This is a genomic window from Pseudomonas furukawaii, from assembly GCF_002355475.1.
GTDB lineage: Bacteria > Pseudomonadota > Gammaproteobacteria > Pseudomonadales > Pseudomonadaceae > Metapseudomonas > Metapseudomonas furukawaii.
The window spans coordinates 622,208-641,275 of record NZ_AP014862.1; the positions used below are offsets into that span (position 1 = coordinate 622,208).

General features: G+C 60.1%; 30 protein-coding genes. 29 read left to right on the plus strand and 1 reads right to left on the minus strand.

The features are described from left to right. Positions 1–10 precede the first annotated feature (10 nt). The 29 genes from rpsJ (at position 11) to katG (ending at position 16,164) form a co-directional block, all read left to right on the plus strand. On the plus strand, positions 11–322 hold the full coding sequence (gene rpsJ / locus KF707C_RS02830) for a 30S ribosomal protein S10 (protein ID WP_003243886.1): 312 nt from the start codon (positions 11–13) through the stop codon (positions 320–322). Between the two features lie 88 nt (positions 323–410). Beyond that, positions 411–1,046 carry a 50S ribosomal protein L3 gene (rplC, locus tag KF707C_RS02835; protein ID WP_003448721.1) on the plus strand — a complete coding sequence of 212 codons (636 nt, stop codon included), beginning with the start codon at positions 411–413 and terminating at the stop codon, positions 1,044–1,046. 14 nt (positions 1,047–1,060) lie between these two features. Continuing rightward, positions 1,061–1,663 (plus strand): 50S ribosomal protein L4, encoded by a 603-nt coding sequence (rplD, locus tag KF707C_RS02840; RefSeq protein WP_003448725.1) that lies wholly within the window; start codon positions 1,061–1,063, stop codon positions 1,661–1,663. Further along, positions 1,660–1,959: a 50S ribosomal protein L23 gene (rplW, locus tag KF707C_RS02845; RefSeq protein ID WP_003448726.1), complete on the plus strand. Its 300-nt coding sequence runs from the start codon at positions 1,660–1,662 to the stop codon at positions 1,957–1,959. Before rplD ends, rplW begins: the two co-directional genes overlap by 4 nt. Positions 1,960–1,970: 11 nt before the next feature. Next, on the plus strand, positions 1,971–2,792 hold the full coding sequence (rplB, locus tag KF707C_RS02850) for a 50S ribosomal protein L2 (protein WP_003448727.1): 822 nt from the start codon (positions 1,971–1,973) through the stop codon (positions 2,790–2,792). Between the two features lie 14 nt (positions 2,793–2,806). Then, complete coding sequence (gene rpsS / locus KF707C_RS02855; RefSeq protein ID WP_003448728.1) at positions 2,807–3,082, plus strand: 30S ribosomal protein S19; 276 nt, start codon at positions 2,807–2,809, stop codon at positions 3,080–3,082. 13 nt (positions 3,083–3,095) lie between these two features. Beyond that, positions 3,096–3,428 carry a 50S ribosomal protein L22 gene (gene rplV / locus KF707C_RS02860; protein ID WP_007161246.1) on the plus strand — a complete coding sequence of 111 codons (333 nt, stop codon included), beginning with the start codon at positions 3,096–3,098 and terminating at the stop codon, positions 3,426–3,428. 13 nt (positions 3,429–3,441) lie between these two features. Continuing rightward, entirely contained in the window at positions 3,442–4,128 is a 687-nt protein-coding gene (rpsC, locus tag KF707C_RS02865; protein ID WP_003448730.1) for a 30S ribosomal protein S3, read from the plus strand. 12 nt (positions 4,129–4,140) lie between these two features. Beyond that, positions 4,141–4,554 carry a 50S ribosomal protein L16 gene (rplP, locus tag KF707C_RS02870; RefSeq protein WP_003448731.1) on the plus strand — a complete coding sequence of 138 codons (414 nt, stop codon included), beginning with the start codon at positions 4,141–4,143 and terminating at the stop codon, positions 4,552–4,554. After that, the gene (gene rpmC, locus KF707C_RS02875; RefSeq protein WP_003448732.1) at positions 4,554–4,745 is read left to right on the plus strand and encodes a 50S ribosomal protein L29; all 192 of its coding nucleotides are present in this window, start codon (positions 4,554–4,556) and stop codon (positions 4,743–4,745) included. The genes rplP and rpmC overlap by 1 nt, the downstream gene beginning before the upstream one ends. A gap of 2 nt (positions 4,746–4,747) precedes the next feature. Continuing rightward, positions 4,748–5,014: a 30S ribosomal protein S17 gene (rpsQ, locus tag KF707C_RS02880; RefSeq protein ID WP_003448733.1), complete on the plus strand. Its 267-nt coding sequence runs from the start codon at positions 4,748–4,750 to the stop codon at positions 5,012–5,014. A 22-nt stretch (positions 5,015–5,036) separates the two neighbouring features. After that, on the plus strand, positions 5,037–5,405 hold the full coding sequence (gene rplN / locus KF707C_RS02885; RefSeq protein WP_003448734.1) for a 50S ribosomal protein L14: 369 nt from the start codon (positions 5,037–5,039) through the stop codon (positions 5,403–5,405). A gap of 12 nt (positions 5,406–5,417) precedes the next feature. Continuing rightward, on the plus strand, positions 5,418–5,732 hold the full coding sequence (gene rplX, locus KF707C_RS02890) for a 50S ribosomal protein L24 (RefSeq protein ID WP_003448735.1): 315 nt from the start codon (positions 5,418–5,420) through the stop codon (positions 5,730–5,732). A 20-nt stretch (positions 5,733–5,752) separates the two neighbouring features. After that, positions 5,753–6,292: a 50S ribosomal protein L5 gene (rplE, locus tag KF707C_RS02895; protein WP_003448738.1), complete on the plus strand. Its 540-nt coding sequence runs from the start codon at positions 5,753–5,755 to the stop codon at positions 6,290–6,292. A 13-nt stretch (positions 6,293–6,305) separates the two neighbouring features. Beyond that, positions 6,306–6,611, plus strand: a complete 306-nt coding sequence (gene rpsN / locus KF707C_RS02900) for a 30S ribosomal protein S14 (RefSeq protein WP_003448740.1) — start codon at positions 6,306–6,308, stop codon at positions 6,609–6,611. A 191-nt stretch (positions 6,612–6,802) separates the two neighbouring features. Then, entirely contained in the window at positions 6,803–7,195 is a 393-nt protein-coding gene (gene rpsH, locus KF707C_RS02905) for a 30S ribosomal protein S8 (RefSeq protein ID WP_036991152.1), read from the plus strand. Positions 7,196–7,207: 12 nt separating this feature from the next. Continuing rightward, positions 7,208–7,741, plus strand: coding sequence for a 50S ribosomal protein L6 (gene rplF / locus KF707C_RS02910; RefSeq protein ID WP_003448742.1), 534 nt, complete (start codon positions 7,208–7,210; stop codon positions 7,739–7,741). Positions 7,742–7,751: 10 nt separating this feature from the next. Then, complete coding sequence (gene rplR, locus KF707C_RS02915; protein ID WP_003448744.1) at positions 7,752–8,102, plus strand: 50S ribosomal protein L18; 351 nt, start codon at positions 7,752–7,754, stop codon at positions 8,100–8,102. Between the two features lie 3 nt (positions 8,103–8,105). After that, positions 8,106–8,606, plus strand: coding sequence for a 30S ribosomal protein S5 (rpsE, locus tag KF707C_RS02920; protein ID WP_003448746.1), 501 nt, complete (start codon positions 8,106–8,108; stop codon positions 8,604–8,606). Between the two features lie 2 nt (positions 8,607–8,608). Then, complete coding sequence (gene rpmD, locus KF707C_RS02925; RefSeq protein ID WP_036991154.1) at positions 8,609–8,785, plus strand: 50S ribosomal protein L30; 177 nt, start codon at positions 8,609–8,611, stop codon at positions 8,783–8,785. Between the two features lie 3 nt (positions 8,786–8,788). Then, positions 8,789–9,223 (plus strand): 50S ribosomal protein L15, encoded by a 435-nt coding sequence (rplO, locus tag KF707C_RS02930; protein ID WP_036991156.1) that lies wholly within the window; start codon positions 8,789–8,791, stop codon positions 9,221–9,223. After that, positions 9,224–10,552 (plus strand): preprotein translocase subunit SecY, encoded by a 1,329-nt coding sequence (gene secY / locus KF707C_RS02935; RefSeq protein ID WP_003448754.1) that lies wholly within the window; start codon positions 9,224–9,226, stop codon positions 10,550–10,552. Between the two features lie 30 nt (positions 10,553–10,582). Beyond that, positions 10,583–10,699: a 50S ribosomal protein L36 gene (gene rpmJ, locus KF707C_RS02940; RefSeq protein WP_003093693.1), complete on the plus strand. Its 117-nt coding sequence runs from the start codon at positions 10,583–10,585 to the stop codon at positions 10,697–10,699. 132 nt (positions 10,700–10,831) lie between these two features. Further along, on the plus strand, positions 10,832–11,188 hold the full coding sequence (rpsM, locus tag KF707C_RS02945; RefSeq protein ID WP_003448758.1) for a 30S ribosomal protein S13: 357 nt from the start codon (positions 10,832–10,834) through the stop codon (positions 11,186–11,188). A 30-nt stretch (positions 11,189–11,218) separates the two neighbouring features. Further along, positions 11,219–11,608, plus strand: a complete 390-nt coding sequence (rpsK, locus tag KF707C_RS02950; protein ID WP_003093689.1) for a 30S ribosomal protein S11 — start codon at positions 11,219–11,221, stop codon at positions 11,606–11,608. A gap of 18 nt (positions 11,609–11,626) precedes the next feature. Beyond that, the gene (rpsD, locus tag KF707C_RS02955; protein WP_004419934.1) at positions 11,627–12,247 is read left to right on the plus strand and encodes a 30S ribosomal protein S4; all 621 of its coding nucleotides are present in this window, start codon (positions 11,627–11,629) and stop codon (positions 12,245–12,247) included. Positions 12,248–12,269: 22 nt separating this feature from the next. Continuing rightward, positions 12,270–13,271 (plus strand): DNA-directed RNA polymerase subunit alpha, encoded by a 1,002-nt coding sequence (locus KF707C_RS02960; protein ID WP_004419937.1) that lies wholly within the window; start codon positions 12,270–12,272, stop codon positions 13,269–13,271. 44 nt (positions 13,272–13,315) lie between these two features. Continuing rightward, the gene (gene rplQ / locus KF707C_RS02965) at positions 13,316–13,705 is read left to right on the plus strand and encodes a 50S ribosomal protein L17 (protein ID WP_004419938.1); all 390 of its coding nucleotides are present in this window, start codon (positions 13,316–13,318) and stop codon (positions 13,703–13,705) included. Between the two features lie 308 nt (positions 13,706–14,013). After that, positions 14,014–16,164, plus strand: coding sequence for a catalase/peroxidase HPI (gene katG, locus KF707C_RS02970; protein ID WP_004419940.1), 2,151 nt, complete (start codon positions 14,014–14,016; stop codon positions 16,162–16,164). A gap of 47 nt (positions 16,165–16,211) precedes the next feature. Here the strand turns inward: katG and uvrA are convergent, their stop codons facing one another. Beyond that, positions 16,212–19,046, minus strand: coding sequence for an excinuclease ABC subunit UvrA (uvrA, locus tag KF707C_RS02975; RefSeq protein WP_004419941.1), 2,835 nt, complete (start codon positions 19,044–19,046; stop codon positions 16,212–16,214). Between the last annotated feature and the right edge of the window lie 22 nt (positions 19,047–19,068).

Consider the following 19,068-nt stretch of genomic DNA (forward strand, 5'->3'; position numbering starts at 1 on the left):
TGAGGTCAAAATGCAAAACCAACAAATCCGTATTCGGTTGAAGGCTTTTGACCATCGCCTGATCGATCAATCCACCCAGGAAATCGTGGAAACCGCGAAACGTACTGGTGCTCAGGTGCGTGGTCCTATTCCTCTGCCTACTCGTAAGGAGCGGTACACCGTTCTGATCTCTCCGCACGTCAATAAAGACGCGCGCGATCAGTACGAGATCCGCACTCATAAGCGTGTTCTGGACATCGTCCAGCCGACGGATAAGACCGTCGATGCGCTGATGAAGCTCGACCTTGCGGCAGGCGTGGAAGTGCAGATCAGCCTCGGCTAACGAACCCCCGGGTTTTTTAGTCGTGTAACGCTCTGAAATGGGCGGCCATAGCGGGTGAAAGCCCCGTACACTCATGAGGTTTTACAACATGACTATTGGTGTAGTCGGTCGTAAGTGCGGCATGACCCGCATTTTCACCGAAGAAGGTGTCTCCATTCCGGTTACGGTCATTGAGATCGAGCCGAATCGTGTGACCCAGTTCAAGAACGAAGAGAGCGATGGCTATCGTGCCGTGCAGGTAACTGTTGGCGAGCGTCGCGCCTCTCGCGTGACCAAGGCGCAAGCCGGTCACTTCGCCAAGGCTAACGTGGCTGCTGGTCGCGGTGTCTGGGAGTTTCGCCTCGAAGAGGGTGAGTTCCAGGCTGGCGATCAACTGACTGCTGAGCTGTTCCAGGCGGGCCAGCTGGTAGATGTTACCGGTCAGTCCAAGGGTAAAGGCTTTGCCGGTACCATCAAGCGCTGGAACTTCCGTGGTCAAGATAACACCCACGGCAACTCCGTTTCCCACCGCGTACCGGGCTCCATCGGCCAGTGCCAGACTCCTGGTCGTGTCTTCAAGGGCAAGAAAATGTCCGGCCACCTCGGTGCCGAGCGTGTAACCGTTCAGTCCCTGGAAGTAGTGCGTGTCGATGCAGAGCGCAACCTGCTGCTGGTCAAGGGTGCTGTTCCTGGCGCTACTGGTGGTGACGTGCTCGTGCGTCCGGCTGCCAAGGCTCGCGGTTAAGAGGGGAAGCTGAGATGCAATTGAATGTAAATGGCGCTCAGGCTATCGAAGTCAGTGAGCGTACCTTTGGCGGTGAGTTCAACGAGACCCTGGTTCACCAGGCTGTTGTTGCCTACATGGCCGGTGGCCGTCAGGGCACTCGCGCGCAGAAGACCCGTTCCGAAGTTTCCGGTGGTGGCAAGAAGCCGTGGCGTCAGAAGGGCACTGGTCGTGCTCGTGCTGGTACCATCCGCAGCCCCATCTGGCGCTCCGGTGGTACCACCTTCGCAGCCAAGCCCCAGGATCACTCCCAGAAGCTCAACAAGAAGATGTACCGCGCTGCCCTGCGCTCCATCCTCTCCGAGCTCGTTCGTCAGGAGCGTCTGGTTGTGGTTGAGGACTTCGCTGTCGAGGCTCCGAAAACCAAGGCTCTGCTGGGCAAGCTGAACGGCCTGGGGCTGACCGATGTGCTGATCGTTTCCGATGCCGTTGATCAGAACCTGTACCTGGCTGCTCGCAATCTGCCGCACGTTGACGTTCGTGATGTACAGGGCTCCGACCCCGTCAGCCTGATCGCGTACGACAAGGTGCTGATCACTGTCTCCGCCGTGAAGAAATTCGAGGAGCTGCTGGGATGAACCAGGAACGCGTATTCAAGGTGCTGGTTGGCCCGCACATCTCCGAGAAGGCCACCATGCTGGCCGACGGCAAGAGCCAATTCGTTTTCAAGGTTGCCACCGATGCAACCAAGCTGGAAATCAAGAAGGCCGTTGAAAGCCTGTTCAACGTGAAAGTAGCCGAAGTCAACACCCTGAACGTCAAGGGTAAGACCAAGCGCACTGTTCGCGGTCTGGGCAAGCGTAACGACTGGAAGAAGGCGTACATCGCTCTTCAGCCGGGCCAAGATCTCGATTTCGCCAGCAGCGCTGAGTAAAGGGGTGCATCATGGCAATCGTTAAATGCAAACCGACCTCCGCTGGCCGCCGTTTCGTGGTCAAGGTGGTCAACCAGGAGCTGCACAAAGGCGCTCCCTACGCTCCGCTGGTCGAGAAGAAGTCCAAGAGCGGTGGCCGTAACAACAACGGTCGCATCACCACCCGTCATATTGGCGGTGGTCACAAGCAGCACTACCGTCTGGTCGATTTTCGTCGCAACAAGGATGGCATTCCTGCTGTCGTTGAACGCATCGAGTACGACCCGAACCGTACTGCTCACATCGCTCTGCTGAAGTACGCCGATGGCGAGCGTCGCTACATCATCGCGCCGAAAGGCGTGAGCGCTGGCGACCAGCTGATCTCCGGCGTCAATGCCCCGATCAAGGCAGGTAATACCCTCCCGCTGCGCAACATTCCGGTAGGTAGCACTGTTCACGGTATCGAGCTGAAGCCCGGTAAAGGTGCTCAGATCGCCCGCTCCGCCGGTGCTTCCGTACAGCTGGTTGCTCGCGAAGGTGCCTACGTGACCCTGCGTCTGCGCTCCGGTGAAATGCGTAAAGTCCTGGCTGAGTGCCGTGCGACTCTGGGTGAAGTCTCGAACTCCGAGCACAGCCTGCGTTCGCTGGGTAAAGCGGGTGCCAAACGCTGGCGTGGTGTTCGCCCGACCGTCCGCGGCGTGGCGATGAACCCGGTAGACCACCCGCATGGTGGTGGTGAAGGTCGTACCTCTGGTGGCCGTCATCCGGTGTCTCCGTGGGGCTTCCCGACCAAGGGTGCGAAGACCCGCGCGAACAAGCGCACCGACAACATGATCGTCCGTCGCCGTAAATAACTGAGGATACGACAGTGCCGCGTTCTCTGAAAAAAGGTCCTTTTATCGATCTTCACCTGCTGAAGAAGATCGAAGTGGCGGTGGAGAAAAACGATCGCAAGCCGGTGAAAACCTGGTCGCGTCGCTCCATCATTCTGCCGCAAATGGTTGGTCTGACCATCGCGGTTCATAACGGTCGTCAACACGTCCCCGTTCTCGTGAACGAAGACATGGTCGGCCACAAACTCGGCGAGTTCGCTGGCACCCGCACCTATCGCGGTCACGCTGCGGACAAGAAAGCCAAGCGTTAAGGGGTAAGGAACGATGGAAGTAGCCGCTAAGCTGTCGGGCGCTCGAATCTCCGCCCAGAAAGCCCGCTTGGTCGCCGACCAGATCCGCGGGAAGAAGGTGGGCGAAGCGCTCAACCTGCTGACTTTCAGCAGCAAGAAAGCCGCTGAAATCATGAAGAAAGTGCTGGAGTCGGCCGTAGCCAACGCCGAGCACAACGAAGGCGCTGATGTGGATGATCTCAAGGTCTCCACCGTCTTCGTCAACGAAGGGCGTTCGCTGAAGCGCATCATGCCGCGCGCCAAGGGCCGTGCTGATCGCATCGTCAAGCGGTCTTGCCATATCACTGTCAAGGTTGCGGACAAGTAACGGAGTCGATCAGATGGGTCAGAAAGTACATCCCACTGGCATTCGCCTGGGCATCGTCAAGGAGCACACCTCCGTCTGGTACGCAGATAAGCGCACTTATGCCGATTATCTGTTTGCCGACCTGAAGGTGCGTGAGTACCTCCAAGACAAACTAAAAAGCGCGTCCGTAAGCCGTATCGACATCGCTCGTCCGGCTCAAACCGCACGCATCACCATCCACACTGCCCGTCCCGGTATCGTGATCGGCAAGAAGGGTGAAGATGTCGAGAAGCTGCGTCAGGACCTGACCAAGCAAATGGGTGTGCCGGTGCACATCAACATCGAAGAGATCCGTAAGCCGGAGCTCGACGGTATGCTGGTTGCGCAAAGCGTAGCTCAGCAGCTGGAGCGTCGCGTGATGTTCCGTCGCGCTATGAAGCGCGCCGTGCAGAACGCCATGCGCATTGGTGCCAAGGGCATCAAGATCCAGGTTAGCGGTCGTCTCGGTGGCGCTGAAATCGCTCGTACCGAATGGTACCGCGAAGGTCGTGTGCCCCTGCACACCCTGCGTGCCGACATCGATTACGCAACCTATGAAGCGCACACCACCTACGGTGTGATCGGTGTGAAGGTTTGGATCTTCAAAGGCGAGGTCATTGGTGGCCGCCAGGAAGAGCTGAAGCCCGTAGCGCCCGCTCCTCGTAAAAAAGCTGCTAAGTAAGGAGTACGCAACATGCTGCAACCAAAGCGTACGAAATTCCGCAAGCAGATGACCGGCCACAACCGTGGTCTGGCTCATCGCGGTAGCAAGGTCAGCTTCGGCGAATTCGCGCTGAAAGCGACCGGCCGTGGTCGTCTCACCGCTCGTCAGATCGAGGCCGCTCGTCGTGCCCTGACCCGTCACGTCAAGCGTGGCGGCAAGATCTGGATCCGCGTGTTCCCTGACAAGCCCGTTACCAAGAAGCCCCTGGAAGTACGTATGGGTAAAGGTAAGGGTGGCGTCGAGTACTGGGTTGCCCAGATTCAGCCGGGCAAGGTCCTGTACGAGATCGAGGGTGTTTCCGAAGAGCTGGCGCGTGAGGCATTTGCCCTGGCTGCTGCAAAGCTGCCGCTCGCCACCTCCTTTGTTAAGCGGACGGTGATGTGATGAAAGCGAAGGAACTTCGTGAAAAGACCGTAGAGCAGCTGAACGAGCAATTGCTTGGCCTGCTGCGCGACCAGTTCAATCTGCGCATGCAGAAAGCCACTGGCCAGTTGGGGCAGTCTCACCTGCTCTCGCAAGTGAAGCGCGACATCGCTCGCGTGAAAACTGTGCTCAACCAGCAAGCAGGTAAGTGATCATGGCTGAAGCTCAGAAAACCGTCCGTACGCTGACCGGCCGCGTTGTCAGCGACAAGATGGACAAGACCATCACCGTTCTGATCGAGCGTCGCGTTAAGCACCCGATCTACGGTAAGTACGTGAAGCGCTCGACCAAGCTGCACGCCCACGACGAAACCAACCAGTGCCGCATCGGCGACAAGGTCACCATTCGTGAGACCCGTCCGCTGGCCAAGACCAAGTCCTGGTCCCTGGTGGAAGTCGTCGAACGTGCCGTGGAAGTCTAAGGACTAAGGGTCGGAGAAAGATATGATTCAGACTCAATCCATGCTCGACGTCGCTGACAACAGCGGTGCTCGTCGCGTTATGTGCATCAAGGTCCTTGGTGGTTCGCACCGTCGTTACGCCGGTATCGGCGACATCATCAAGGTGACCGTGAAGGAAGCGATTCCCCGCGGCAAGGTGAAGAAAGGCCAGGTGATGACCGCTGTCGTGGTTCGCACCAAGCACGGCGTTCGTCGCCCCGACGGTTCGATCATCCGCTTCGACGGCAACGCCGCGGTTCTGCTGAACAACAAGCAGGAGCCTATCGGCACCCGTATCTTCGGGCCCGTGACCCGTGAACTGCGTTCCGAGAAGTTCATGAAGATCGTCTCGCTCGCCCCCGAAGTGCTGTAAGGAGAAGCCGTCATGCAAAAGATTCGTCGTGACGACGAGATCATCGTCATCGCCGGCAAAGACAAAGGCAAGCGCGGTAAGGTGCTCAAGGTTCTGGCTGACAGCCGTGTGCTGGTCGGTGGCGTGAACCTGATCAAGCGCCATACCAAGCCGAACCCGATGTCCGGTGTTCAGGGCGGTATCGTCGAGCGGGAGGCGCCTCTGCACCTCTCCAACGTTGCCATTTTCAATGCTGAAACCAACAAGGCAGACCGCGTTGGCTTCAAGGTTGAAGACGGTAAGAAAATTCGTGTCTTCAAGTCGACCCAAAAGCCGGTTGATGCTTGAGAACTGCTAGGTAGATAACCATGGCACGACTGAAAGAGATTTACCGGAACGAAATCGCTCCCAAGCTGAAGGAACAACTTCAGCTTGCCAACGTGATGGAAATTCCGCGCATCACCAAGATCACCCTGAACATGGGTCTGGGCGAGGCCATCGGTGACAAGAAAGTCATCGAGAACGCCGTAGCCGACCTGGAGAAGATCACCGGTCAGAAAGCCGTCGTGACCTACGCTCGCAAGTCCATTGCTGGCTTCAAGGTTCGCGAAGGTTGGCCGATCGGTGTCAAGGTCACCCTCCGCCGTGATCGTATGTACGAGTTCCTGGATCGCCTGCTCTCCATCTCCCTGCCGCGCGTGCGTGACTTCCGCGGCCTGAATGCCAAGTCCTTCGACGGTCGTGGCAACTACAGCATGGGTGTTAAAGAGCAGATCATTTTCCCGGAAATCGATTACGACAAAATCGATGCGCTGCGCGGTCTGGACATCACCCTGACCACCACCGCCCGTACGGACGAAGAAGGTCGTGCGCTGCTGCGCGCCTTCAACTTCCCGTTCCGCAACTGATTGGAGTAGGAACATGGCCAAGCAAAGCATGAAGAACCGCGAGCTGAAGCGTCAGCGCACGGTTGCCAAGTACGCCAAGAAGCGTGCCGAGCTGAAAGCTACCATTGCCAACCCGAACTCCACTCCGGAAGCTCGTTGGGAAGCTCAGGTAGCCCTGCAGAAGCAGCCTCGTGACGCCAGTGCCTCGCGCCTGCGTAACCGTTGCCGCATCACCGGACGTCCGCACGGCGTGTACCGCAAGTTCGGCCTCGGCCGTAACAAGCTGCGTGAAGCCGCGATGCGCGGTGATGTGCCGGGTCTGGTCAAGGCCAGCTGGTAATGATCAAGGGTTGAGTCGATTTCGGTCGACTCTTTCCGGATCATTGGAATCAAGCCCCTTTTGGGGCTTGATTCGTTTCTGGACTCTCTCTAGAATGTCCGGCTCGCCCGGTTCTGGCATCGATTTGTCCGGTTTCCGTGTGTGACGTTAGCCGAAAGGCTATTTCTTTTTGTATCAGGAGCATCTAGCCCATGAGTATGCAGGACCCGTTAGCGGACATGCTAACTCGTATCCGTAATGCCCAGATGGCTGAAAAGTCTGTCGTAAGCATGCCGTCCTCCAAGCTGAAGGTGGCAGTAGCCGACGTTCTGAAGAACGAAGGTTACATTTCGGGATACCAAGTCAGCAGTGACATCAAGCCGCTGCTGTCCATCGAGCTCAAGTACTTCGAAGGCCGTCCGGTCATCGAGGAATTGAAGCGCGTAAGTCGTCCTGGCCTGCGCCAGTACAAGTCCGTCGATCAGCTGCCCAAAGTACGTGGCGGCCTGGGCGTTTCGATCGTTTCCACCAACAAGGGTGTGATGACTGATCGTGCTGCTCGCGCTGCTGGTGTTGGCGGCGAAGTGCTTTGCACTGTGTTCTAAGGGGGTTGAAGCATGTCTCGCGTTGCTAAGAACCCCGTCAAGCTGCCCGCTGGCGTAGAAATCAAACTCGCTGGTCAGCAGCTTTCGGTCAAGGGCGCCAAGGGCACCCTGGAGCTGAAAGTACATCCGTCCGTGGAAGTTCTCGAAGAATCCGGTGAGCTGCGTTTCGCTGCTCGCAACGGTGACCAGCAGAACAAGGCCATGGCCGGTACCACCCGTGCGTTGGTGAACAACATGGTGATCGGCGTCAGCCAGGGCTTCGAGCGCAAGCTCCAGCTGGTCGGCGTTGGTTACAAGGCTCAGGCCAAAGGTCAAGTGCTGTCCCTGGCCCTCGGCTTCTCGCATCCGGTGGACTACGAACTGCCGCAAGGCATTACCGCTGAAACCCCCAGCCAGACCGATATCCTGATCAAGGGCATCGACAAGCAGCTGGTCGGTCAGGTGGCCGCTGAGATTCGCGACTTCCGTCCGCCGGAGCCTTACAAGGGCAAGGGTGTACGTTACGCCGACGAAGTCGTCCGTCGTAAAGAAGCTAAGAAGAAGTAGGGCATAGCAAATGAGCGTAAAGAAAGAAACTCGTCTGCGTCGCGCTCGCAAGGCACGCCTGAAAATGCGCGAGCTGGAAGCCGTACGCCTCTGCGTGTACCGCTCTTCCCAGCACATCTACGCCCAGGTCATTTCGGCCGACGGCGCCAAGGTCCTGGCCAGTGCCTCGACCCTGGACAAAGAACTGCGTGACAGCGCCACTGGCAACGTCGACGCGGCCAAGAAGGTTGGTCAACTGGTTGCAGAGCGTGCGAAAGCGGCTGGCGTGACTCAGGTGGCGTTCGATCGTTCTGGCTTCAAGTACCACGGCCGCGTCAAGGCGTTGGCTGATGCTGCTCGTGAAGGCGGGCTGGAGTTCTAAGTTATGGCAAATAACGAGCAAAAGCGCGACGAAGGCTACATCGAGAAGCTGGTCCAGGTTAATCGCGTTGCCAAGACCGTTAAGGGTGGTCGTATCTTCACCTTCACCGCACTGACGGTGGTGGGTGACGGTAAAGGCCGCGTTGGCTTCGGTCGCGGTAAGTCCCGCGAAGTACCTGCTGCCATCCAGAAAGCGATGGAAGCTGCTCGCCGCAACATGATCCAGGTTGACCTGGATGGCACCACCCTGCAGTACCCGATCAAGTCCGCTCACGGCGCCTCCAAGGTGTTCATGCAGCCGGCTTCCGAAGGTACCGGTATCATCGCCGGCGGCGCCATGCGTGCCGTTCTGGAAGTGGCCGGTGTGCAGAACGTTCTGGCCAAGTGCTACGGTTCCACCAATCCGGTGAACGTGGTTTACGCCACCTTCAAGGGTCTGAAGAACATGCAGTCCCCTGAATCCGTTGCGGCCAAGCGTGGTAAGAGCGTCGAGGAGATTCTCTAATCATGGCAACTGTCAAAGTAACGCTGGTCAAGAGCGTTAATGGCCGTCTGGCTAACCACAAGGCTTGCGTCAAGGGTCTCGGCCTGCGTCGCATTGGTCACACCGTCGAAGTTCAGGACACTCCTGAGAATCGCGGCATGATCAACAAGGCTTACTACCTTCTGCGTGTCGAGGGTTAATCCATGAAACTGAACGATCTGCGTTCCGCGCCGGGTGCCCGTCGCGAGAAGCACCGTCCGGGCCGTGGTATCGGCAGCGGTTTGGGCAAGACTGGTGGCCGCGGTCACAAAGGTCAGACCTCCCGCTCCGGTGGCACCATCGCTCCGGGCTTCGAAGGCGGCCAACAGCCGCTGCATCGCCGTCTGCCCAAGTTCGGCTTCGTATCCCTGAAGGCTATGGATCGCGCCGAAGTGCGCACTTCCGAGCTGGCCAAGGTCGAAGGCGACGTCGTTACCCTGCAGGCGCTGAAGGATGCCAACGTGATTAACCAGAACGTGCAGCGTGTGAAAGTCATGCTGTCCGGCGACGTTACTCGCGCGGTCACCCTGAAAGGTATCGCCGCCACCAAAGGTGCGCGTGCGGCTATCGAAGCAGCTGGCGGTAAGTTCGAGGACTAAATGGCTAAGCAAGGTGCTCTCTCCGCGCTCAGCAATGGCGGGTTGTCCGAGCTCTGGGCTCGACTGCGTTTCCTGTTCCTGGCGATCATCGTCTACCGGATCGGCGCGCACATCCCAGTGCCGGGTATCAACCCTGACCGGCTGGCCGAGCTGTTTCGGCAGAATGAGGGGACCATTCTTAGCTTGTTCAACATGTTTTCCGGTGGCGCGCTGGAGCGCATGAGTATTTTTGCGTTGGGGATCATGCCGTACATCTCGGCGTCGATCATCATGCAGCTCATGACCGCGATCAGTCCGCAACTGGAGCAGTTGAAGAAGGAAGGTGAAGCTGGCCGTCGCAAGATCAGCCAGTACACCCGCTACGGCACTGTAGTCCTGGCACTGGTTCAGGCCATCGGCATGTCCGTTGGTCTGGCCGGTCAGGGCGTCGCTTTCGCGTCTGATTTCGGCTTCCACTTCGTGGCGGTCACCACCTTCGTGGCTGGTGCGATGTTCATGATGTGGTTGGGCGAGCAGATTACTGAGCGCGGTGTCGGCAACGGTATCTCGATGCTGATTTTTGCTGGCATCGTGGCCGGTCTGCCGAGTGCGATCGGGCAGTCCTTCGAGTCTGCTCGTCAAGGCGATATCAACATCTTCGCCTTGGTCGCAATCGGTTTGCTGGCAGTAGCGATCATCGGTTTCGTTGTGTTCATCGAGCGTGGTCAGCGCCGTATCGCGGTGCACTACGCCAAGCGTCAGCAGGGCCGTAAGGTCTTCGCTGCGCAGACGAGCCACCTGCCGTTGAAGGTGAACATGGCTGGTGTGATTCCGGCTATTTTCGCCAGCAGCATCCTGCTGTTCCCGGCCTCTCTGGGCGCCTGGTTCGGTCAGTCCGAAAGCATGGGCTGGCTGCAGGACGTCGCACAGGCTATCGCTCCTGGTCAGCCGTTGAACATTCTGCTGTTTAGTGCAGGGATCATCTTCTTCTGCTTCTTCTACACAGCGCTGATGTTCAATCCGAAAGACGTGGCGGAGAACCTGAAGAAGTCCGGTGCCTTTATTCCGGGTATTCGTCCTGGTGAGCAGTCTGCGCGCTATATCGATGGCGTACTGACTCGTCTGACCATGTTCGGTGCCCTGTACATGACGGCTGTTTGCCTGTTGCCCCAGTTCCTGGTGGTTGCAGCGAATGTACCGTTCTACCTTGGCGGGACCTCGTTGCTGATCGTGGTCGTGGTTGTGATGGACTTTATGGCCCAAGTACAATCGCACCTCGTTTCGCACCAGTACGAATCCCTGATGAAGAAAGCCAACCTGAAGGGCTACGGCGGCGGCATGCTCCGCTGACCCGGTTCCGTAAGGTTCTAGGAGTTACTGATGAAAGTTCGTGCATCGGTGAAAAAGCTGTGCCGCAACTGCAAGATCATCCGTCGCGACGGTATCGTTCGCGTGATCTGCAGCGCGGAACCGCGTCACAAACAGCGCCAAGGCTGAGTGTGATTCACGCGTCGTGAACCCGGCAGCTAGTGCGCTGCCGGGTTGATTAATCGTTTTTACAGCGCTAATATCTCGCGCCCTTTTCTTGGCTTCCGGGGCGTAGGTAGCTGTCAACTGGAGTTTCACTGAATGGCCCGTATTGCAGGCGTCAACATTCCAGATAACAAGCACACTGTTATCTCGCTGACCTACATCTACGGTGTTGGTCGCACCACTGCGCAGAAAATCTGCGCTGTCACCGGCGTGAACCCGGCGGCAAAGATCAAGGATCTGTCCGACGAGCAGATCGAACAGCTGCGTGGCGAAGTCGCGAAGCTCACCACTGAAGGTGACCTGCGCCGCGAAATCAACATGAACATCAAGCGTCTGATGGATCTGGGCTGCTACCGCGGTCTGCGTCACCGTCGCGGCCTGCCCGTTCATGGCCAGCGCACCAAGACCAACGCGCGTACCCGCAAGGGCCCGCGTAAGCCGATCCGCAAGTAATTGCGCCCGCGAATCGACAGGAATTAAGTCATGGCTAAGCCTGCTGCTCGTCCTCGTAAGAAAGTCAAAAAGACAGTGGTGGATGGGATCGCCCATATCCACGCTTCTTTCAACAACACCATCGTTACCATCACTGATCGTCAGGGCAACGCATTGTCCTGGGCGACCTCCGGTGGTTCCGGTTTCCGCGGTTCCCGTAAGAGCACCCCGTTCGCTGCCCAGGTTGCAGCTGAGCGTGCCGGTCAGGCTGCTCTGGAATACGGCCTGAAGAACCTCGACGTAAACGTCAAGGGCCCGGGTCCGGGTCGCGAATCCGCCGTGCGTGCTCTGAACGCTTGCGGCTACAAGATCGCCAGCATCACCGACGTGACGCCTATCCCGCACAACGGGTGCCGTCCGCCGAAGAAGCGTCGCGTGTAAGACAGGAGACAGTGAGAAATGGCTCGTTACATTGGTCCCAAGTGCAAACTGTCCCGTCGTGAAGGTACCGACCTCTTCCTGAAGAGTGGTGCCCGCGCGCTCGAATCCAAGTGCAACATCGAATCGGCCCCCGGCCAGCACGGCGCTCGTCGTGGTCGTCTGTCCGACTACGGTACCCAGCTGCGTGAAAAGCAGAAAGTCCGTCGTATCTACGGCGTACTGGAGCGTCAGTTCAGCGGTTACTACAAGGAAGCTGCCCGTCGCAAGGGCGCTACCGGCGAGAACCTGCTGCAGCTGCTGGAGTGCCGTCTGGACAACGTGGTTTACCGCATGGGCTTTGGCGCTACTCGTGCCGAATCTCGTCAGCTGGTTTCCCACAAGTCCATCACCGTCAACGGCCAGACCGTGAACGTCCCGTCCTTCCAGATCAAAGCTGGTGACGTGGTAGCCGTTCGCGAGAAGTCCAAGAACCAACTGCGTATCTCCCAGGCCCTCGAGCTCAGCGCCCAGCGCGGCCGTGCCGAGTGGGTTGAGGTGGACGCAGAGAAGAAGTCCGGCGTGTTCAAGAGCGTGCCGGCTCGCAGCGATCTGTCCGCCGACATCAACGAAAACCTGATTGTCGAGCTCTACTCCAAGTAAGGGCTAGAAAATAGGTGCATCCATGCAGAGTTCGGTAAATGAGTTCCTGACCCCCCGCCACATTGATGTGCAGGTGGTCAGTCAGACCCGCGCCAAGATCACGCTCGAGCCTCTCGAGCGTGGTTTCGGCCATACCCTGGGCAACGCGCTGCGTCGCATCCTGTTGTCCTCCATGCCTGGCTGTGCAGTAGTCGAGGCCGAGATCGACGGCGTACTCCACGAGTACAGTGCCATCGAAGGTGTTCAGGAAGACGTCATTGAAATCCTGCTCAACCTGAAAGGCCTGGCCATCAAGCTGCACGGCCGTGACGAAGTAACGCTGAGCCTGTCGAAGAAGGGCCCGGGCGTGGTCACTGCCGCCGATATTCAGCTGGATCATGATGTCGAAATCGTCAACGGCGACCACGTGATCGCCAACCTGGCGGATAACGGTGTCCTGAACATGAAGCTCAAGGTGTCCCGCGGTCGTGGCTATGAGCCCGCCGACGCGCGCCAGAGCGACGAAGACGAGAGCCGCAGCATTGGTCGTCTGCAGCTCGACGCCTCGTTCAGCCCGGTCCGCCGTGTTGCCTACGTGGTAGAAAACGCCCGTGTCGAGCAGCGCACCAACCTGGACAAGCTGGTCATCGATCTCGAAACCAACGGCACCCTGGATCCTGAAGAGGCCATCCGTCGCGCCGCTACCATCCTGCAACACCAACTGGCTGCGTTCGTCGACCTGAAAGGCGACGCCGAGCCGGTAGTGGTCGAGCAGGAGGACGAGATCGACCCGATCCTGCTGCGTCCTGTTGATGACCTCGAGCTGACCGTTCGTTCGGCCAACTGCCTCAAGGCGGAGAACATCTACTACATCGGTGACCTGATTCAGCGCACCGAAGTAGAGCTGTTGAAGACTCCGAACCTGGGCAAGAAGTCCCTGACTGAGATCAAGGACGTCCTGGCCTCCCGCGGTCTGTCCCTCGGTATGCGCCTCGACAACTGGCCGCCGGCAAGTCTCAAGAAGGACGACAAGGCGACTGCCTGATCGTCGTAATCACCGAACGTAGAAGTTTGGTAAGGAATTGAACCATGCGTCATCGTAAAAGTGGCCGTCACCTCAGCCGCACCAGCGCACACCGCAAGGCCATGTTCCAGAACATGGCGGTGTCGCTGTTCGAGCACGAACTGATCAAAACCACCCTGCCCAAAGCCAAGGAACTGCGTCGCGTTGCCGAGCCGCTGATCACCCTGGCCAAGGAAGACAGCGTTGCCAACCGTCGTCTGGCTTTCGACCGTACTCGTTCGAAAGCTGCCGTCGGCAAACTGTTCAACGACCTGGGCAAGCGCTATGCCAACCGTCAGGGTGGCTACCTGCGCATCCTGAAGTGCGGTTTCCGCGCTGGCGACAACGCTCCCATGGCTTACGTCGAGCTGGTTGACCGTCCGGTCGCTGGTGAAGTCGAGGCCGCAGCCGAGTAATTCGGTCGCAGCAATAAAAGAAACCGGGCCTTGTGCCCGGTTTTTTTATTCTGACTTGTCCTGATGCAACACCTTCTCTCCGCCTCTACTGTCCTCGTCACCGCGCTCCGGCCATGAACCCAAGGAAGCGGTATCCGACGCTGCCTGGGTGCGATAGGCGCGTAGTTCATTCTTCGCGGTTCGCCTGAAGAAAAAAACTATCGATCTATTGATATTCATAAATTGGCTCTTCAAAAGAACGCGGTCTAGTCTTAGTCAACCGTTGGCCGCTGATGCATGGCCGACCTGATGAGGAGAAGGAGGGAACAATGACGAACCAAGGTAAATGCCCGTTCAATCATGTCGCCGGCGGCGGCACTACCAACCGGGATTGGTGGCCCAACCAGCTTCGCGTTGATCTGCTCAACCAGCATTCCGACAAATCCAACCCCCTCGGTGCGAAGTTCAACTACGCCGAAGAGTTCAAGAAGCTCGACTACAAGGCGCTCAAGGCAGACCTGGTCAGACTGATGACCGACTCCCAGGACTGGTGGCCTGCCGACTTCGGCCACTACGGTCCCCAGATGATCCGCATGGCCTGGCACGCCACGGGTACCTACCGCACAACCGACGGTCGTGGTGGTGGTGGCCGCGGCCAGCAGCGTTTCGCTCCCCTCAACTCCTGGCCCGATAACGTCAACATCGACAAGACCCGTCGACTGCTCTGGCCCATCAAGCAGAAGTATGGCCAGAAGATTTCCTGGGCTGATCTGCTGGTGCTCGCCGGTAACGTCGCCCTCGAGTCCATGGGGTTCCGCACCTTCGGGTTTGGCGCCGGTCGCGAGGATGTCTGGGAACCGGACCTGGATGTGAACTGGGGGGCCGAGGTCGCCTGGCTGGGTGTCGACGCCGAGCGTGTGAAGGACGACCGTGAGCTGACCCCGCCGTTCGGCGCCACCCATATGGGCCTGATCTACGTGAACCCCGAGGGCCCGAACGCCAGCGGCGACTACATGCTGGCCGCCAAGGACATCCGAGCCACCTTCGGCCGCATGGCCATGGATGACGAAGAGACCGTGGCGTTGATCGCCGGTGGTCACACCTTTGGCAAGGCCCACGGCGCGGCTCCCGAGTCCCACAAGGGGCCGGAACCGGAGGGCGCGCCGATCGAGGCCCAGGGCCTGGGCTGGATGAGCAGTTTCGGGAGCGGTCATGGCAAGGACACCATTTCCAGTGGCATTGAAGTCACCTGGACCAAGACCCCCGCCCTGTGGAGCAACAACTTCTTCGAGAACCTGTTCAAGTACGAGTGGGAGCTGACCACCTCGCCCGCAGGGGCCAAGCAGTGGGTGGCCAAGGACGCGCCGGAGATCATTCCGGACGCCCATGTCCCCGGCAAGTTCCACAAGCCGACCATGCTTACCACCGACCTGACCCTGCGATTCGATCCTGAGTTCGGCAAGATCTCCAAGCGTTTCCTGGATGATCCGCAGGCCTTCGCCGATGCCTTCGCGCGCGCCTGGTACAAGCTGACCCACCGCGACATGGGGCCGAAGGCCCGCTACCTGGGGCCGGAGGTGCCGAAGGAGGACCTGATCTGGCAGGATCCCTTGCCCGCGCCGACCCATAATCCCAGCGCGGCGGACATTGCCGACCTGAAATCGCGCATCGCCGCATCCGGGCTTTCGGTAGGCGATCTCGTGTCCGTCGCCTGGGCGTCAGCCTCCACCTTCCGTGGCGGTGACAAGCGTGGCGGCGCCAACGGTGCCCGCCTGGCTCTCGCGCCCCAGAAGGATTGGCCGGTGAACCAGCGCGCCATGGGCGCCCTGCCCAAGCTCGTGGAGATCCAGCAGGCATCGGGCAAGGCATCCCTGGCCGATGTGATCGTCCTGGCGGGGAATGTCGGGATCGAGCTCGCCGCCAAGGCGGCCGGTATCAGTGTCGACGTTCCCTTCGCGCCGGGCCGGGTCGATGCCCGTCAGGACCAGACCGATGTCGACTCCTTCGATGTGCTGGAGCCGGCGGCGGACGGCTTCCGTAACTACGCCAAGGCCAATCTGGGCGTTCCCACGGAAGCGATGCTGGTGGACAAGGCGCAGTTGCTGACCCTGACCGCGCCGGAGTTGACCGTACTGGTCGGCGGCCTGCGGGTGCTGGGTGCCAACTACGATGGCAGCCAGCATGGGGTGTTCACCGACAAGGTGGGCGTTCTCAGCAACGATTTCTTCGTCAACCTGCTGGACATGGCGACCGAGTGGAAGCCGGCTGATGCCAGTGGCGAAGTCTTCGAAGGGCGTGATCGCAAGACCGGGGACCTGAAGTTCACCGGTACCCGCAGTGATCTGGTGTTCGGTTCCAACTCGGTGCTGCGCGCCTATGCGGAGGTCTACGCCAGTACCGATGCCAAGGAGAAGTTCGCCAGGGACTTCGTGGCCGCCTGGACCAAAGTGATGAACCTCGATCGTTTCGATCTGGCCTGATTCACCCGCACCAGGAAAGAGCCCCGCATGTGCGGGGCTCTTTCGTTTCAGGCGCGATCTCGTTCCAACAGGGGCCTGAGGAAGCGTCCGGTGTGGGATTGAGGCATTTCGGCCACCTCCTCAGGGGTGCCAGTGGCGATGATCTGGCCGCCCCGGGAGCCGCCTTCCGGCCCGAGGTCCACCAGCCAGTCGGCGGTCTTGATCACATCCAGGTTGTGCTCGATCACCACCACGGTATTGCCGTGGTCCCGCAGGCGATGCAGCACGTCGAGCAGTTGCTGGATGTCCGCGAAGTGCAGGCCCGTGGTGGGCTCGTCGAGGATGTACAACGTCTTGCCGGTATCCCGCTTGGAGAGCTCGCGCGACAGTTTGACCCGTTGCGCTTCGCCGCCCGACAGCGTCGTCGCCGACTGGCCGAGCCGGATATAGGCGAGGCCGACATCCATCAGCGTCTGCAACTTGCGGGCGATGGCCGGGACGGCGTCGAAGAACTCCCGCGCCTCTTCGATGGTCATGTCCAGCACCTCGGTGATGCTGCGCCCCTTGTACTTCACCTCCAGGGTTTCGCGGTTGTAGCGCTTGCCCTTGCAGACGTCGCAGGGCACGTAGATGTCCGGCAGGAAGTGCATCTCCACCTTGATCACGCCGTCGCCCTGGCAAGCCTCGCAGCGGCCACCCTTGACGTTGAAGGAGAAGCGACCCGGGCCATAGCCCCGCGAGCGTGACTCCGGCACCCCGGCGAACAGCTCGCGAATCGGGGTGAACAGCCCGGTGTAGGTCGCCGGGTTCGAGCGCGGCGTACGGCCGATGGGGCTCTGGTCGATGTCCACCACCTTGTCCAGGTGCTGCAGCCCGTCGAAGCTGTCGTAGGGGGCCGCTTCCAGGCTGGTGGCGCCGTTCAGGGCGGTTGCGGTGATGGGGAACAGGGTGTTGTTGATCAGCGTCGACTTGCCCGAGCCCGAGACGCCGGTGACGCAGGTCAGCAGGCCCACCGGGATCTCCAGGTTCACGTTCTGCAGGTTGTTGCCGCTGGCGCCTTTCAGTTTCAGGGACTTCTTCTTGTCCCGTGGCGTGCGGGCGGGGGGCACGGCGATCTTCACGCGTCCGGACAGGTACTTGCCGGTGAGCGATTCCGGATGGGCCATGACCTCGCCCGGCGTGCCCTGGGCGACGATCTGGCCACCATGCACGCCCGCGCCGGGGCCGATGTCCACCACGTAATCGGCGAGACGGATGGCGTCTTCGTCGTGCTCCACCACGATCACGGTGTTGCCCAGGTTGCGCAGGTGGGTGAGGGTCGCCAGCAGGCGCTCATTGTCCCGCTGGTGCAGGCCGATGGACGGTTCGTCGAGGATGTACATCACGCCGACGAGGCCCGCGCCGATCTGGCTGGCCAGTCGGATGCGCTGGGCCTCGCCGCCGGAGAGGGTGTCGGCGCTGCGGTCCAGGGTCAGGTAGTCCAGGCCGACGTTCACCAGGAACTGCAGGCGCTCGCGGATCTCCTTGAGGATCTTCTCGGCGATCTCGCCACGGCGCCCGGTCAGGCTGAGCCCGCCGAAGTACTCCGAGGCGTCGCCCACCGGCAGGCCGGTGACCGCCGGCAGGGTCTTGTCGCCCACCCACACGTGGCGCGCTTCCCGGCGCAGGCGGGTGCCTCGGCAGTCCGGACAGGGCTGGGTGCTGAGGAACTTGGCGAGCTCCTCGCGCACCGTCGCGGACTCGGTCTCGCGGTAGCGGCGCTCCAGGTTGGGAATGATGCCCTCGAAGGGGTGCGAACGCTTGACGATGTCGCCCCGGTCATTGAGGTAGCGGAAATCGACGTTCTCCCGGCCGCTGCCGAACAGCACCGCCTTCTGGTCCTCGGCTTCGAGCTGGTCGAAGGGCTTCTCCAGGCTGAATCCGTAGTGGGCGGCCAGGGAGCCCAGCATCTGGAAGTAGTAGACGTTGCGCCGGTCCCAGCCGCGAATGGCCCCTTCGGCCAGGGTCAGCTCGCCATTCACCAGGCGCTTGGCGTCGAAGAACTGCTTCACCCCGAGGCCGTCGCAGGTGGGGCAGGCGCCCGCCGGGTTGTTGAAGGAGAACAGCTTGGGTTCCAGCTCGCTGATGGAGTGGCCGCAATGGGGGCAGGCGAAGCGCGCGGAGAAGATGATTTCCTCGCCTTCCTCGTCATCCATCGGCGCGACCAGGGCAATGCCGTCGGCAAGGTTGATGGCGGTCTCGAAGGACTCGGCCAGGCGTTGCTGCAGGTCGCTGCGCACCTTGAAGCGGTCCACCACCACATCGATGGAGTGCTTCTTCTGCTTGTCCAGCTTGGGCAGTTCATCCAGCTCGTAGAGCTTGCCGTTCACCCGGGCGCGGACGAATCCCTGGGCGCGCAACTCATCGAAGAGCGCCAGGTGCTCGCCCTTGCGTTCGCGTACCACCGGGGCCAGCAGCATAAGCTTGCGACCCTCGGGCAGGGCCAGCACCTGGTCCACCATCTGGCTGACGGTCTGCGCCTCCAGGGGCACATCGTGATCCGGGCAGCGGGGCATGCCGACGCGGGCGTAGAGCAGGCGCAGGTAGTCGTAGATCTCGGTGATGGTGCCGACGGTGGACCGTGGGTTGTGGCTGGTGGATTTCTGCTCGATGGAAATGGCCGGCGACAGGCCCTCGATGGTGTCCACATCGGGCTTTTCCATCATCGACAGGAACTGGCGGGCATAGGCCGACAGGGATTCCACGTAACGGCGCTGGCCTTCGGCGTAGAGGGTGTCGAAGGCCAACGAAGACTTGCCGGAGCCGGACAGGCCGGTGATCACGATCAGCTTGTCCCGGGGGAGGGTGAGGTCGACGTTCTTCAGGTTGTGGGTGCGCGCCCCACGGATCAGGATCTTGTCCACAACGGCCTCACTTGGCGGGCGG

Coding starts and splice junctions, on each gene's coding strand:
- rpmD (WP_036991154.1), top strand. CDS start 8,609: ATGGCAACTGTCAAAGTAACGCTGGTCAAGAGCGTTAATGGCCGTCTG.
- rpsQ (WP_003448733.1), top strand. CDS start 4,748: ATGGCTGAAGCTCAGAAAACCGTCCGTACGCTGACCGGCCGCGTTGTC.
- rpsC (WP_003448730.1), top strand. CDS start 3,442: ATGGGTCAGAAAGTACATCCCACTGGCATTCGCCTGGGCATCGTCAAG.
- rplV (WP_007161246.1), top strand. CDS start 3,096: ATGGAAGTAGCCGCTAAGCTGTCGGGCGCTCGAATCTCCGCCCAGAAA.
- rpsD (WP_004419934.1), top strand. CDS start 11,627: ATGGCTCGTTACATTGGTCCCAAGTGCAAACTGTCCCGTCGTGAAGGT.
- rplD (WP_003448725.1), top strand. CDS start 1,061: ATGCAATTGAATGTAAATGGCGCTCAGGCTATCGAAGTCAGTGAGCGT.
- rpmC (WP_003448732.1), top strand. CDS start 4,554: ATGAAAGCGAAGGAACTTCGTGAAAAGACCGTAGAGCAGCTGAACGAG.
- rpsK (WP_003093689.1), top strand. CDS start 11,219: ATGGCTAAGCCTGCTGCTCGTCCTCGTAAGAAAGTCAAAAAGACAGTG.
- rplE (WP_003448738.1), top strand. CDS start 5,753: ATGGCACGACTGAAAGAGATTTACCGGAACGAAATCGCTCCCAAGCTG.
- rplO (WP_036991156.1), top strand. CDS start 8,789: ATGAAACTGAACGATCTGCGTTCCGCGCCGGGTGCCCGTCGCGAGAAG.
- rplB (WP_003448727.1), top strand. CDS start 1,971: ATGGCAATCGTTAAATGCAAACCGACCTCCGCTGGCCGCCGTTTCGTG.
- rplP (WP_003448731.1), top strand. CDS start 4,141: ATGCTGCAACCAAAGCGTACGAAATTCCGCAAGCAGATGACCGGCCAC.
- rpsJ (WP_003243886.1), top strand. CDS start 11: ATGCAAAACCAACAAATCCGTATTCGGTTGAAGGCTTTTGACCATCGC.
- rplC (WP_003448721.1), top strand. CDS start 411: ATGACTATTGGTGTAGTCGGTCGTAAGTGCGGCATGACCCGCATTTTC.
- rplF (WP_003448742.1), top strand. CDS start 7,208: ATGTCTCGCGTTGCTAAGAACCCCGTCAAGCTGCCCGCTGGCGTAGAA.
- rplQ (WP_004419938.1), top strand. CDS start 13,316: ATGCGTCATCGTAAAAGTGGCCGTCACCTCAGCCGCACCAGCGCACAC.
- rpsH (WP_036991152.1), top strand. CDS start 6,803: ATGAGTATGCAGGACCCGTTAGCGGACATGCTAACTCGTATCCGTAAT.
- katG (WP_004419940.1), top strand. CDS start 14,014: ATGACGAACCAAGGTAAATGCCCGTTCAATCATGTCGCCGGCGGCGGC.
- rpsN (WP_003448740.1), top strand. CDS start 6,306: ATGGCCAAGCAAAGCATGAAGAACCGCGAGCTGAAGCGTCAGCGCACG.
- rplX (WP_003448735.1), top strand. CDS start 5,418: ATGCAAAAGATTCGTCGTGACGACGAGATCATCGTCATCGCCGGCAAA.
- rpsE (WP_003448746.1), top strand. CDS start 8,106: ATGGCAAATAACGAGCAAAAGCGCGACGAAGGCTACATCGAGAAGCTG.
- KF707C_RS02960 (WP_004419937.1), top strand. CDS start 12,270: ATGCAGAGTTCGGTAAATGAGTTCCTGACCCCCCGCCACATTGATGTG.
- rplN (WP_003448734.1), top strand. CDS start 5,037: ATGATTCAGACTCAATCCATGCTCGACGTCGCTGACAACAGCGGTGCT.
- rpmJ (WP_003093693.1), top strand. CDS start 10,583: ATGAAAGTTCGTGCATCGGTGAAAAAGCTGTGCCGCAACTGCAAGATC.
- rpsM (WP_003448758.1), top strand. CDS start 10,832: ATGGCCCGTATTGCAGGCGTCAACATTCCAGATAACAAGCACACTGTT.
- rplW (WP_003448726.1), top strand. CDS start 1,660: ATGAACCAGGAACGCGTATTCAAGGTGCTGGTTGGCCCGCACATCTCC.
- rplR (WP_003448744.1), top strand. CDS start 7,752: ATGAGCGTAAAGAAAGAAACTCGTCTGCGTCGCGCTCGCAAGGCACGC.
- secY (WP_003448754.1), top strand. CDS start 9,224: ATGGCTAAGCAAGGTGCTCTCTCCGCGCTCAGCAATGGCGGGTTGTCC.